The organism is Thermithiobacillus plumbiphilus (assembly GCF_038070005.1).
In the GTDB taxonomy this organism is placed as follows: Bacteria; Pseudomonadota; Gammaproteobacteria; order Acidithiobacillales; family Thermithiobacillaceae; genus JBBPCO01.
Window position 1 is genome coordinate 84997 of record NZ_JBBPCO010000010.1, and the last position, 12971, is coordinate 97967.

Genomic DNA, 12971 nt, shown 5'->3' on the forward strand with positions numbered 1-12971 from the left:
AAACCATGTTCAGAAAACTGCCCTTGATCGTTGTCTTTGTCCTGGTGGCAATGGCCTGGGCCAGTCTTGCGTCGGTGATTCTGGCCGGCTAAGCCGGGCCGAATGCCAAAAAGGGCTGCCTTGCAGCCCTTTTTTGTGCCCGCCGTTTTGCCGGGTGGTGGCGTCATCTGGCGTGCTATAGTCAGGGAGCCGGGCCAGCCCGGCAATGTCGTCAACGCCAGGAGGACTTGCGCCGTGGCAGCTCGTGATCTGGGACTGGAAGAGCGAATCTGCCTGGCCATTCAGAACCGGGAGGTGCTGCGTTTCCGCTATGACAACACCTTTGTCTATCGCCTTTTCGAGCCTTATGTCGTTTACCGTTCGGCTACGGGCCGGATGATGGTCAGCGGGCTGGAGCGGCAGCTTGGTGATAAGGTCTTTGAGGTGCCCGCGCCGGCAAAGTTTGAAATCATTCGCATTCGCAATCTCGCCCCAGCCGGGCAGACCTTCGACACCCTGCCGGATTTCAGTTCCTTCCGGGCCGAGTTTGGTCGGCATGTGCCCTGTGCGGTGGATCGCGCCCCGGAACGCTAGCTGAGCGTGAAATGGAAGGTGGCGCCCTGGCCCTCCTTGCCCTCGGCCCAGATCTGGCCGCCATGACGATGGATGATCCGGGCAACAGTGGCCAGTCCGATGCCCGTGCCGCGGTATTCCGTCATGGCATGCAGCCGCTCGAAGGGTTTGAAGAGTTTGTTGCTGTAGGCCATGTCAAAGCCCACCCCATTATCCCGCACATAATAGGCCGGTTTCCCACTCAGGGTGGTCCTGCCAAAGTCGATGTGGGATTCGGCGCGGCTGGCCGTGAACTTCAGGGCATTGTCGAACAGGTTCTGCAACACGTCATAGAGCAGGGTGGGGTCGCCTTTATCGATCAGATCGGGCTGGATGGTCCAGATGACCTTCCGACCGGCTGCCAGTTCTGCCTGAAGCTGGTCGATCACGCGCCCGGCGAGTTCGGTCAGATTGACGGTACTGCGTTGCATGTCCTGCCGGGTCAGGCGCGACAGGCTCAGCAGATCATCGATGAGATCACCCATGCGCTCGGTCGCGGCGCGAATGCGATCGAGATAATCCTGCGCCGGGCCATCGAGTCTGTCCGCGTAATCCTCGCTGAACATCTGGCTGTAGCCGTTGATGGCGCGCAGCGGCCCGCGCAGGTCGTGTGATACGGAATAGCTGAAGCTTTCCAGCTCCCGGTTGGCGCTCAGAAGCTCTGCGGTGCGTTCCTGGACCCTTTGTTCGAGGCTGGCATTGAGTTCGCGTATCTGCATTTCGGCCTTCTTGCGCTCCTCTATCTCGCGCGCGGCCTCCTGATAAAGCAGGGCATTGTCCACTGCTATGGCGCAGCGGTCCGCCAGCTCCTGGGCGAGCTGCAGATCCTTGCGTGTGTAGCTGCGGCCGGATTCGGCGCTGATGAAGCTGATGGCACCGAGTACCCGGCCACGCGAGATCAGCGGGGTACACATGAAGGATTTCAGGCCCAGTTCGATCAGCATCGCGCGATATTGCGGGTTTTCGATGAAGGCTTCCAGTAGCTCGGCAGTGATTTCCGGCATCAGTTCGGCCCGGCCGCAGCGCAGCACATAGCCAACGCCCCGAGCGCTGTCGATCCTGGGCGGAAAGCGCTGGACCAGATCCAGCGCCAGAGCTTCCTTGCCTGGGTCCACGTGCGCGGCCTTGACCCGCCTGATCGAGTCATCGGCCTGCAGGAGATCCACCACGAACCAGTCCGCCATCTCGGGCACCGCCAGCCGGGCCACGCTGGACAGGGTCTCCTCGTAATCCAGGGAGGAGGCAAGCAGGCCGGTGGCCTGGGCAAGAAAGGCGGCGCGCTGGCGGGCCTGCTGCTCCAACGTGAAGAGGCGGGCGTTGTCAATGGCGATGGCAGCCTGCGCGGCCAGACCACTGAGGAGGCGCTCGTGGCGTACCTTGAAGACGCCGGGTGCGCTGTGGCCGAAGATCATCGCGCCGATTGCCTCGCCCCGGCGCGAGGTCACCGGAATGGCCAGATAGCTGAGCACTGGCAGATGGCCCGGCGGCATGCCAAAGTGCGGCGCCTCCTGCCCAAAGCGGGGATCCTGGGTGATGTCATCGCTGCGCAGGGTGCACCCCTCCGTGAAGGTCGGATGAAACACGGGGGTCCGACGGGGCATGGGCAAATGCGCGAAGGCCGACTTTGGCGCACCCGAGAGGGTGTAAAGGGTCAGCTGCTCGCCAGCATCTCCCTCGGTGTTATAGAAGAAGGCACCGAATTCCGCGCCGGAGAGATTGGTGGCGGCATCGGTGACCATCTGCAGCAGGGTGTCCTGATTGAATTCCATGCTCAGGCTGCGCCCGATACGGTTGAGGATCTCCGCTTCGGCGCGGGCCTCCTTCTCGCGGGCCAGCAGGCGGGCGCGTTCGGCCTCGGCGGCCTTGCGCTCGCTGATGTCTTCGATGGTGGCGACAAAGACCGGCGGCTTTTCCTCACGCGAGAGTTGCAGGCGCACTTCGACCGGATAGCTGCTGCCATCCTTGCGCTGATGCACGGTCTCGAACTGTACCACTTCCTGGTCGCCGCGCCGCAAGGGCGCAATCAGGTCTTCAAATTCCGGTCTCGACATCGGCTTGAAGTCCACGGGTGTCATCTCGCGCATCTCGTCCATGCTGTAGCCGAGATTGTTCAGGGCACCCTGACTGACCTGCTCAAAGAGGAGCGTTTCTGCATCAAAGATGTAGATTTCGTTGGCGGATCGCTCGAGTATGCGTCCCAGGCGGCCAATGCTGCTCTCACGGAGGTGCAGGGCGTCGATGATTGCGTCCTTTTGCACCTGGCTCAGCTGAGCCGTCTGAGCGAGGGTGCCGAGCAGGATTTCCTTGTCGACGAATTGTCTCTGGGGTGACTGTTCGTGCTGGTCTGACTTGTTTTCGTTAAATGTAGGTTTCTTGTATGTCATTCGTCAGTTGGGATGTGAATGCCATCCACGGTGGATGGCGGGGCGCTCTGAGGACCCGCAGCGAAGACCAGTGCGCGCAGAAGAAGTGTTTCTGAATCCTGCCTGCAATTGGACTTGGTGTAAAAGTGGAAGTTGATTGGTGATGCTGCTAATACAGGATGAAGCTTAGAACCCGTGCTGGCGCAATTGTTCAGCGGTCAGCAGAAAAACCCCCGAACCGCCGGCGCTGTGCGCCAGCCAGAGGAAGGGCACATCCGGGTAACGCGCCTGCAGGGCGGCCTCGCTGTCGCCGACCTCCACCACCAGCACGCCCTGGTCATTCAAATGGTCGGCGGCCTGGCGCAGCAGGGGAATCACGCAATCCAGGCCATCGACGCCGGCGGCCAGCGCCAGCGCCGGCTCGCGCTGATATTCATCGGGCAGCCCGGCCATGGCGGCGGCGTCCACGTAGGGCGGATTGCTGACGATGAGATCGTAGCGGCGGCCCTGGAGGTTCTCAAAGAGATCGGATTGCACCGGATGCACGAAGTCCTGGACGCCATGCGCGGCGATGTTGCGGCGCGCTACATCCAGGGCATCCCCGGAAATGTCGGCGATGTCCACCTGCGCGCCCTCGAAGGCATAGGCCAGGCTGATGCCGATACAGCCCGAGCCGGTGCAAAGGTCCAGGATGCGTTCTACGCGAGTTGGGTCCACCCAGGGCTGGAAACCACTTTCGATGAACTCCTCGGTCAGGCTGCGCGGGATTAGCACCCGCTCATCGACATGAAACTTCAGGCCGCAGAACCAGGCCTCCTCGGTGATGTAGGCGGCGGGGCGATGTTCGATCTCGCGCTGGCGCAGGAAGTCGATGATGCGAGTCTTTTCGGCGGGCAGCAGGCGGGCGTCCAGAAAATCCTTCAGGTCCGCAGGCGCTAGCCCCAAGGCCCGGGCGATGAGGTATTCGGCTTCAGCGCGCGCGGTCTGCCGGCCCTGGCTGTAATCGAGCCCGGCCTGCTCGAAGCGGGTGATGGCCCAGCGCAGGTAATCGCGCAGGGTCTGGAAATGATTGAGGGTTTCGGTGCCGTATTCAGTCATGAAGTTCCAGCCAGACAGGACAATGATCGGCCCCCATGACTTCCGGGGAGATGCCGGCGGCCTTCACGCGCGGCAAGAGGCTTTGGTGCACGAAGAAGTAATCGATGCGCCAGCCGACGTTGCGCTCACGGGCGCCGGAGCGCAGGCTCCACCAGGAGTAGGCGTCGCGGGCCTCGGGGTTGCAATGGCGGAAGCTGTCCACCCAGCCGTGCGCGGTCCAGCGATCCAGCCAGGCGCGTTCCTCGGGCAGAAAGCCCGAGATCTTTTCGTTTTCGCGCGGACGGGCGAGATCCACGGCGCGATGCGCGGTATTCACGTCCCCGCAGAAGATGATGGGCTTTTCCTTGACGCGCGCGTTGATGTGATCGAGAAAGGCAGCGTAGAAGTCGAGCTTGTAGGCCAGGCGCTCGGGGCTGGCCTTGCCGTTGGGAAAGTAGACGTTATAGAGCAGGAAATCGCCGTGATCGCTGACCAGCACCCGGCCTTCGCGGTCGAAGCGCTCGATGCCAAGGCCGGTATCGCAGGCAAGCGGTGGCTGGCGACAGTAGGTCGCCACGCCGCTGTAGCCCTTTTTCTCGGCCGTGGCAAAGCAGCTTTTGAAGCCCGGCGGGTGCAGGATCTCGTCGGGCAGATCCGTGGGCGCGCACTTGGTCTCCTGCAGGCAGAGCAGGTCCAGGGGCGTGGCCTGCATCCATTCCAGCAGGCCCTTTTTGGCGGTACCGCGCAGGCCGTTGATGTTCCAGCTATAGAGCTTCATGCGGGTTTATTCGACCACCCGCACCGAGACGAAATCGCCGGATTCGATGATGCCAAACAGCCGGTCGATGTTGGGGTGCCGGCCGGGGTTGGCGCGGGCGTCCTCGGTATGCTCGGCGTAGAGTTCCAGGCCCTCGCGCGCGGCCTTGGGGCTGAGGGCACCGTATTTCACCGCCAGATGATAGTAAACCGCCACCGAGCCGCTCTGGCCGGGCTTGTTGTCGATTTCTTCGAGCAGCTCGGAATGCGTGCCGCCATAGAGCTGCAGTTTTTTGACGTTATCCACTTTGGGGAGTGTGGCGAGGTTGTCTGCAAAGGCCATGTCATTTCCAGAATTATGTTGGGATAGCACGTATTTTGCCTGACAATCAGCCGCCCGGCCAGCCATCCACCCGCAGCGACCAGATGCTGCCGGTGGCGGGGTCGGCGACCTGCGGGCCGATCTGCGCCAGGCTGGGCAGCAGCGGGTCGATGAACTGCCAGGGCGGATTGATGACCACCAGACCGCTGCCATTGAGGCGTTCGGGTTTGTCCTCGGGGTGGTTCAGAAATTCGATGACGGTGGCGGGCAGGCCGGCTTCGCGCAGCTTGCGATGAAAGGTGCTGATGAGGCCGCGCGCCTTGATCGGATACCAGGCGAGATATACTCCCTGCGGCCATTTGCGCCAGGCGCTTGCAAGCGTTTTGGTGAGGCGCTCGAACTCGTCGCGGGCCTCGAAGGGTGGGTCGATCAGGATCAGACCGCGCTTTTCCGGGGGCGGAACCTGCGCCAGAAGCCCCGCGTAGCCATCGTTCTGCAGGGCCTGCGCGCCCTTTGTCTTGCCGATGATGCGGCTCAGGCGCTGCAGGACCAGCGGCTGGCTTTCAAAGAGCACCATGCGGTCCTGCTCGCGCAGCAGGTGTCTGGCGATCAGGGGGGAACCGGGGTATTTGCGCAGTTCGCCACCGAGGTTGAGTGCCTCGACAGCCTCGAAATAGCCCTTGGCCAGCGGCAGGTTGGCCCGCTGCTTCCAGAGCGCGCCAATACCGCTTTCATGCTCGCCACCGGCATCGAGCCCATAGAGCCCAGCGCCGGCATGGGTGTCGATATAGACAAAACCCTTGTCCTTGCGCTGCATGGCCTGCAGGGCGAAGGTCAGGGCGAGATGTTTGAAGACATCGGCCAGATTGCCGGCATGGAAACTGTGGTCGTAGTTCATGGGAGCGCTTAGAATGAGGAGAAAGCACCATTCTACACCCTTTTGGCTGTAATCCCGCGAGGAGCGCACATGAGCGAACTGAACGAGGAAGAGATCGAGATCCTGCAAGGCCAGGCAGATAGTGGCGACCCCGAGGCCATGCGGCTGCTGGGACTGGCCTATGCCGCCGGTGAGGACCTGCCCCAGGACTATACCCAGGCCGCGCGCTGGCTGCGCGCCGCTGCCGAGGCCAATGATGCCGAGGGACAGTTGCACTATGCCATCCTGCTGCACAAGGGCTATGGCCTGCCCAAAAGCGAGAAGCAGGCGCTGGCGTGGTACAAGAAAGCCGCCGAACAGGGCCAGGTCGCGGCCATGCACAATCTCGGCGCCATGTACTATGAAGGGCAGGGCACGGCGGTGCAGCCTGAGGCCGCCATCTACTGGTTTGGCCGGGCCGCCGAGCAGGGCTATGCCGACGCCATGTTTCATCTTGGCGTGCTCTATGAGCAACTGGGCGATTACCCCAAGGCGGCGCACTGGTACGCCCAGGCCGGCGAAAACGGTCACGCGGATGGCGCCTTCAGCATGGGAGTGCTCTATACGGATGGGCGCGGGGTGCCGCAGCACGACGAATATGCCTATGAGTGGTTCCTGCACGCCGCCGAACTGGGCAACCGTCGCGCCATGTTCAACGTGGCCCTGGCGCTCGGGACCGGCAAGCTGTCACGTGAGCTGGATCTGAAGGCCAGCGGCCAATGGCTCAAGCGTGCGGCGGAGGCGGGCCACACCGATGCCATGGAGGTGCTGGCCACGGCCCTGGAGCAGGGGCAGCTCGGCTTCTTCCCGGACCCTGTGCAGGCCGAATACTGGAAAAGCAGGGCCGCGCAGGGCAGTTGAACTGGTAATTACGGCGCTGCTGGGCTATTTACTTCCTCATAATGATAAATGGGAGGAAGTGACATGCGCCGGTTTGGTATCGGCCTGATGTTCTGCGCCGGGCTTGCCGGCATGCCCGCCTCGGCGGGTGACGGCATCTATCGCTGGCAGGATAGTCAGGGCCGCTGGCATTTTTCCAATCACGCCGAAGTCGACCCCAATCAACAACCCGCTCCCGCGCCGCGTGCCTACCTGCCTGTCGCCAGACTGGCCGTACCGGGTGCAGCGGTGCTGCGCTCACCCGATGCCCTGCAGAGCTGGTTGTTGCGCTTGAAAAGCGACATGCGCCGTGTTCCGCCGGAACAGGAGAGCCGCTATCTATCGCGCGTTCGCTGGCCTACCGGGCCTGTGGTCTGGCGCGTGCGAGTGCAGGAGATCGTCAATACGGACCTCTTGCGTCCGGAACTCGGGCGCTATCAGATCCGCGCCCGCACCCTGTCGCCGGTGGCAACCGGTGGCCTGCCGGTGGTGCTCGATGGCGAGCTCCTGCATGGCGCGGGTGCGCCGCGAGTGGGCGAGCTGCTGCAGGTGCGCGGGCAGCTCAGCCTGCATCCTGATACCCTGCGGCTGATGGACCGCCATGGCTTCGTGTATTATCCCGTGCAGATTCTTCTTGCCGCGAGGCCCCTGTCGCTACGGGAGTAAACACGCATGCAATTGATCATGTCTCTGACCTCACCCTATGCCCGCAAGGTGCGGGTGGTCCTGCTGGAAAAAGCCCTGCCCTTTGAAGGCGTGGTGGATATCCCCTGGAATCCGGACACCCAGGTGCCGGATTTCAACCCGCTGGGCAAGGTGCCGGTACTGCATCTGCAGGATGGCACGATGCTTTATGATTCCCGCGTGATCGTGCAGTTTCTGGAGCAGTACCACCCCGAGCCCGCCCTGCTGCCCCAGGGCATGAGTCGCGTCCATGCCCTGCGTGTCGAGGCCCTGGCCGACGGCATCATCGATGCCTCCGTGGCCATCTTTCTGGAGCGCAAGCGCCCGCCTGCCATGCAGGACGCGGCCTGGATCAATCGTCAGGCGCAGAAGATCGAGCGCGGCCTGCTGGCTGCCGAGGGCGAGCTCGCCATGCATGCCTGGTGCGTGGATGGCTGTTTCGGGCTGGCGGACATCGCCCTGGGCTGCATGCTTGAATATCTCGATTTGCGCCTGGATCTGCCCTGGCGCGATCAGCATCCACGCCTGGCGAACCTGCTCGAGCGCCTGAACCAGCGTCCTGCCTTTGCCGAGACGGCGCCGCCCCGGCAGTGATGGGCCATCTCCTTGTTGCATGAGCCAAATTTAGGCTAAAATTTAGCTCTAAATTCAGCTTTGAAGGAGCTCGTCATGGAACTGCTCTACACCAACGCCTCGGTCAGTATCAGCGAGCTGAAAAAGAACCCCAGCGCTGTCATCGAAGAGGCGGGCGGCTTTCCTGTCGCCGTGCTCAACCATAACAAGCCCGCCGCCTACCTGGTGCCCGCCGCCGCCTTCGAAGCCATGATGGAAAGGATCGAGGACATCGAACTCGCCACACTCGTCAAGGAACGCGAGCACGAGCCCACCGTCAAGGTTTCAATGGATGAGCTATAGCCTCGAATTCCGGGAAAGCGCCTGGAAGGAGTGGCAGAAGCTCGACCGTAACCTGCGTGAGCAATTCAAGGCCAAGCTGCTGGAGCGGCTGGAAAATCCCCGGGTCGAATCCGCGCGGCTCTCCGGCATGCCCGATTGTTACAAGATCAAATTGCGCGCCGCCGGTTACCGGCTGGTCTATCAGGTCTTCGATGAACGTGTGGTCGTGGTCGTGGTGGCCGTGGGCAAGCGCGAAGACAGCGCAGTTTACCGCAAGGCCAGGGGGCGCTTGAAATGATCCGCGACTACATTGGCTGTATGAAACAGAGCAACCCATTGCCCGGCGGCGAGATCGCCCTGTTCCAGGCACCCGACGGCCAGATTCGCCTGGACGTGCGCCTGGAGCGGGAGACCGTCTGGCTCTCCCTGAATCAGATGGCCGAGCTCTTTGGTCGCGACAAGTCTGTGATTTCCCGGCACTTGCGCAACATCTTCGCCTCTGGGGAATTGGATCGGACGGTAACTGTTGCAAAAAATGCAACAGTTCAAAAAGAGGGTGGACGGGACGTGGTGCGCGAAATCGAATACTTCGACCTCGACGCCATCCTCTCCGTCGGCTACCGCGTCAACTCCAAGCGCGGCACCCAATTCCGCATCTGGGCCACCCGCACTCTGCGAGACCATCTGGTCCAGGGCTACACCCTCAACGAACGCCGCCTGCTCTGCTTCATCATCAAGAATCACCCGTTCTCGGACGGCAACAAGCGCATCGGCAGCTTTATGCTCCTGCTCTACCTCGACTACAATCAGCCCGATGACCTGCCAGTTTCGTTTGTTTCAATGCCTGCTGTTGGCGCAGGCGAAGGGTCAATTCGCGTGGGTGAAACACGCCCCGCCGGTGAAGTGAATAAGGGGTTTACTGCTCTCCTCGAAGGTGACGTGCTCTTTGCCAAGATTACCCCTTGTATGGAAAACGGGAAGATGGCCGTTGTGCCCAAACTGGTGAATGGCTTCGGGTTCGGCTTCACCGAATTTCATGTACTCCGCCTCAGGGCGAGCATGGAGGCCAAGTATCTTTACTACTACGTTTCAAGCCAATCATTTCGCAGGAAAGCAGAGCGACACATGACCGGGGCCCAAGTGGGCGCCACTCTCCAGCGCGCCGAGCGCCTGCGGCAGTCCACCTTGAGTCGCGTTTTCGCTGGCAGTCTTTGTCCTGTGGAGGAGATCCCAGAGGCCGCGGCGTGACCATCGAAATCGTTGAAATCATCGGCCGTTCTGAGCAGGGCATCACAAAACCCTTCATCTGTCGTGGCGATGACGGTCAGGTTTATTTCGTGAAGGGGCGGGGTGCGGGTCGGCGCAGCCTGATCTGCGAATGGGTCGCTGGTCAGCTTGGGCGGCGGCTTGGCTTGCCCATCGCGCATTTCGAGATCGTCCAGGTTCCGCAGGAGTTGCTTTCCATCGCCATGCGAGACGACCTGGTCGAATTGGGCGCGGGGAAAGCCTTCGGTTCGCGCAAGGTTCCGGTGGTTGAACTGACGGCGTCCCATCTTGATGATGTGCCCGGGGAAGTGCAGCGGGATGTACTGGCCTTTGATTGGTGGGTGCGTAACGGCGACCGCAGCTTGGGCGAGACCGGCGGCAATCCCAATCTGTTCTGGGATATGGAGAACCAGGACTTGATGGTCATCGACCACAATCAGGCGTTCGACCCGGATTTTTCGCCGCGGGACTTTGCCTGTCTGCATGCCTTCCACGTGGAATGCCCAGTTCTGTTCGGCGACCGGGTTTTGCAACAGATGTATGTCAAACGCTTCCTGGGTGCGCTGGCGGATTGGGAAACGATCTGCCATACTGTGCCGCCCGAATGGTGGTTCTTGGATGCCGAGCAGACCGTGCCGACGAATTTCGATGTCCGGGCCACCTATCAGTTGTTGATTCAATGCCAAACCGATGGGTTCTGGAGCTTGGAATGACGAGGACACCCTGCCTCTATTCGATCGTCCGATTCACGCCCTTCGTGGAGACGGGCGAGTTCGCCAACGTGGGCATCATCATGATGGCCCCTGAGCAGCGTTTTTTCGAGTTCAAGCTGATGGTCCAGCGGCATGCGCGCGTTACGCACTTCTTCGAGCAGCTTGAAGCCAAGGTATTTCTCGCGGCGATGCGCAATCTGCAAAAGGAACTGAACCGGGTCGCCGGGGTATTGCGCCGGCATGGCTTTGATAAGCGCCTCAAGACGAACAATGTCGATTTCGCCAAGGAGTTGTTCGCCGAGATCGTTCGGCCCCGTGAGACCGTCATCAAGTTCAGCGAGCCTCGGGCCATCCTGGCCGGTGACATGGAGGAAACGCTGACCGAACTCTACCGCCATTATGTCGAGCGCTCCTTTGTCACCCGCGAGTATCAGGAGACGGTATTGGAGCGCGGCATGCGGCAGTGGCTTTCCCAGGCTCGGATCGCTGACCGTTTCAATCTCGTGAAAGTGGGTGACGACGAGTATCACGTCAACTTCCCCTTCGTCGAGCAGCGGGGCGATCGTCCGGTGAAGGCTATCAAGCCCTTGCATCTTGCCCACGACCAACCGACCAAAATCATCGAGCATGGCGGCCAGTGGGTTTTGCGGATCCAACAGCTTCGCAAGCGCCGGTATTTGCCTGATAAGGTGTTGTTCGCTGTGCAAGGCCCGAGGGACGATGGCCCGAAAGGACGTGCTTACGATGAGGTAGTCCATGGGCTGCAGGATACCGGTGTGACGGTTTTGCCCTACACGGACAAGGAAGACATTTTGGCCTTTGCGGCCGGGAGTGCATGATCAGCTTCAATCCGGAGGTTTGAATCGACTCCGGCTCACCCTGAGCGACACCGTCGAGCGCGGCGACTTCTGGGCCACCATCTCGAACAAGCAACCACCTCGAACAAGCAACTCAACTTCGTCCAGCACGTGAAAACCCTGCTCAAGCAGAATGGCCGCGCCGCGCTAGTGTTGCCAAGTAACGTGCTCTTCGAAGGCGGTGCCGGGGAAACCATCCGCAGTAAGTCCTGTACGAGTGCGATGTCCATACCCCGGCGCCACCCTGGCCTGAAACTTCTAACGGGGGGAGGGGAATGGCACAATGCGGGATCCATCACTGTTGCCAGCATGAACAAGGTTTTGAAAGCCAATGAAAATCGCCACCTGGAACGTCAATTCCCTCAAGGTGCGCCTGCCGCAGGTGCTCGACTGGCTGGCAGCGCAGCAGCCGGACGTGCTCTGCCTGCAGGAAACCAAGCTCACCGACGCGCAGTTTCCGCGCGCGGAGATCGAGGCGGCGGGCTATCAGGTGGTGTTCAGCGGTCAGCCGGCCTATAACGGTGTGGCGATTCTGGCGCGCGCGCCCATGACTGAGCTGGAGCGGGACCTGCTGGCCGACGACCCGCAAAAGCGTCTGCTTGCGGCCACAATCAACGGCGTGCGGGTGGTGAACGTCTATGTGCCCAATGGTCAGGCAGTGGGTTCGGAGAAATATGCCTACAAGCTCGCCTGGCTCACCGCGTTGCGCGACTATCTCGCGGATGCCCTGAAGCAGCACGAAAAGCTGGTGCTGCTGGGGGATTTCAATATCGCGCCCGAGGACCGCGACGTGCATGACCCGGAGGGGCTGGCGGGGCAGGTGCTGTTGTCCGAGGCCGAGCGTGCCGCCTTTCGCGAGCTGACCGCGCTGGGGCTATGTGATGTGTTCCGGCTGCACCATCAGGAAGGCGGGCTGTATAGCTGGTGGGACTACCGTGCCTTCATGTTCCGGCGCAAGCTCGGGATCCGGATCGATCTGATCCTGGCGAGTCCCATGCTGGCCGGGTCTTGTTCAAGTTGCGAGGTGGATGTGGCGCCGCGCCGGCTGGAGCGGCCCTCGGACCACGCGCCGGTCTGGGCCGAGTTCGTGGTTTGAATGAATCAGGGCCTAGGCTCCCATCGTTCCAGAGATTGCTGGCCGGGTCAGGGAAATGTCGCATGCCGGCCCAGATCACTGAAGCGGAGTCAATAGATATTTGTATCTATGGGCTTTTGGGTTGGTGTCGATAGTATGCCATTCAGGTTTCTGGCTCTAGGATGTCCTTCCCCGGCTCTGCGGGGAGCAAGGTGGCAATGTTGATGCGCATTGTGGATGATTGGCAAAATGCCGGTATTTTCCTTCTGACCATCGCTATTTTCCTGGTTTCTCCCGTACATTACGTACTGGAAAAGTGGGATGCGGGCAGCATGATCTCCATTCATGTGGAGGATCATGGCGCACACCAGCCCTCGGCTCCGTCCAATGCTGTGGAAGACATCGAATATTCCTGCATGCAACAGGACTGTGTGATCAGCGCATCGCTGGCTTTGCCGGGTTTCATTGCGATTCATTCCGCTTTGTCAGCCTTTTCATTTTATGCCCGCCATTATTCTACGCCTGACTTGAAGCCCCCGTCCGTGTCTATGGTTTGATCCTCGGCAATGCCGGGAAAC

The 12971-nt window shown here is 61.2% G+C and carries 16 protein-coding genes; 11 read left to right on the forward strand and 5 right to left on the reverse strand.

All coding sequences use genetic code 11. The features are described 5' to 3' along the window. Positions 1-120: 120 nt before the first annotated feature. Positions 121-573 carry a hypothetical protein gene (locus tag WOB96_RS10725; protein WP_341371290.1) on the forward strand — a complete coding sequence of 151 codons (453 nt, stop codon included), beginning with the start codon at positions 121-123 and terminating at the stop codon, positions 571-573. On the opposite strand, the gene WOB96_RS10730 is transcribed toward WOB96_RS10725, so the two are convergent. The 5 genes from WOB96_RS10730 to WOB96_RS10750 form a co-directional block, all read right to left on the reverse strand. Beyond that, a complete protein-coding gene (locus WOB96_RS10730; RefSeq protein ID WP_341371291.1) occupies positions 570-2975 on the reverse strand; it encodes a GAF domain-containing protein in 2406 nt (801 codons plus the stop codon). The genes WOB96_RS10725 and WOB96_RS10730 overlap by 4 nt on opposite strands. Positions 2976-3140: 165 nt before the next feature. Beyond that, positions 3141-4052, reverse strand: coding sequence for a 50S ribosomal protein L3 N(5)-glutamine methyltransferase (gene prmB, locus WOB96_RS10735; RefSeq protein ID WP_341371292.1), 912 nt, complete (start codon positions 4050-4052; stop codon positions 3141-3143). Next, complete coding sequence (locus WOB96_RS10740) at positions 4045-4809, reverse strand: exodeoxyribonuclease III (protein ID WP_341371293.1); 765 nt, start codon at positions 4807-4809, stop codon at positions 4045-4047. The genes prmB and WOB96_RS10740 overlap by 8 nt, the downstream gene beginning before the upstream one ends. Positions 4810-4815: 6 nt before the next feature. Then, the gene (locus WOB96_RS10745) at positions 4816-5130 is read right to left on the reverse strand and encodes a DUF2322 family protein (protein ID WP_341371294.1); all 315 of its coding nucleotides are present in this window, start codon (positions 5128-5130) and stop codon (positions 4816-4818) included. Positions 5131-5176: 46 nt separating this feature from the next. Further along, positions 5177-6007 carry a 23S rRNA (adenine(2030)-N(6))-methyltransferase RlmJ gene (locus WOB96_RS10750; protein ID WP_341371295.1) on the reverse strand — a complete coding sequence of 277 codons (831 nt, stop codon included), beginning with the start codon at positions 6005-6007 and terminating at the stop codon, positions 5177-5179. A 69-nt stretch (positions 6008-6076) separates the two neighbouring features. On the opposite strand from WOB96_RS10750, the gene WOB96_RS10755 reads away from it, so the two are divergent. From WOB96_RS10755 to WOB96_RS10805, 10 genes are all read left to right on the forward strand, one after another. After that, positions 6077-6886: a tetratricopeptide repeat protein gene (locus tag WOB96_RS10755; RefSeq protein WP_341371296.1), complete on the forward strand. Its 810-nt coding sequence runs from the start codon at positions 6077-6079 to the stop codon at positions 6884-6886. Between the two features lie 63 nt (positions 6887-6949). After that, a complete protein-coding gene (locus tag WOB96_RS10760) occupies positions 6950-7570 on the forward strand; it encodes a DUF4124 domain-containing protein (protein WP_341371297.1) in 621 nt (206 codons plus the stop codon). A gap of 6 nt (positions 7571-7576) precedes the next feature. Continuing rightward, positions 7577-8182, forward strand: a complete 606-nt coding sequence (locus WOB96_RS10765) for a glutathione S-transferase N-terminal domain-containing protein (protein WP_341371298.1) — start codon at positions 7577-7579, stop codon at positions 8180-8182. Positions 8183-8257: 75 nt separating this feature from the next. Further along, positions 8258-8503: a type II toxin-antitoxin system Phd/YefM family antitoxin gene (locus tag WOB96_RS10770; RefSeq protein ID WP_341371299.1), complete on the forward strand. Its 246-nt coding sequence runs from the start codon at positions 8258-8260 to the stop codon at positions 8501-8503. Beyond that, positions 8493-8780 carry a type II toxin-antitoxin system RelE family toxin gene (locus WOB96_RS10775; protein ID WP_341371300.1) on the forward strand — a complete coding sequence of 96 codons (288 nt, stop codon included), beginning with the start codon at positions 8493-8495 and terminating at the stop codon, positions 8778-8780. Before WOB96_RS10770 ends, WOB96_RS10775 begins: the two co-directional genes overlap by 11 nt. Next, positions 8777-9730, forward strand: coding sequence for a RhuM family protein (gene rhuM, locus WOB96_RS10780; protein WP_341371301.1), 954 nt, complete (start codon positions 8777-8779; stop codon positions 9728-9730). Before WOB96_RS10775 ends, rhuM begins: the two co-directional genes overlap by 4 nt. Beyond that, positions 9727-10461 carry a HipA family kinase gene (locus WOB96_RS10785; RefSeq protein ID WP_341371302.1) on the forward strand — a complete coding sequence of 245 codons (735 nt, stop codon included), beginning with the start codon at positions 9727-9729 and terminating at the stop codon, positions 10459-10461. The genes rhuM and WOB96_RS10785 overlap by 4 nt, the downstream gene beginning before the upstream one ends. Continuing rightward, on the forward strand, positions 10458-11300 hold the full coding sequence (locus WOB96_RS10790; RefSeq protein ID WP_341371303.1) for a DUF3037 domain-containing protein: 843 nt from the start codon (positions 10458-10460) through the stop codon (positions 11298-11300). The genes WOB96_RS10785 and WOB96_RS10790 overlap by 4 nt, the downstream gene beginning before the upstream one ends. A gap of 349 nt (positions 11301-11649) precedes the next feature. Then, positions 11650-12414, forward strand: coding sequence for an exodeoxyribonuclease III (gene xth / locus WOB96_RS10800; protein ID WP_341371304.1), 765 nt, complete (start codon positions 11650-11652; stop codon positions 12412-12414). Between the two features lie 197 nt (positions 12415-12611). Then, on the forward strand, positions 12612-12950 hold the full coding sequence (locus tag WOB96_RS10805) for a hypothetical protein (RefSeq protein ID WP_341371305.1): 339 nt from the start codon (positions 12612-12614) through the stop codon (positions 12948-12950). The last annotated feature ends 21 nt before the right edge of the window (positions 12951-12971 follow it).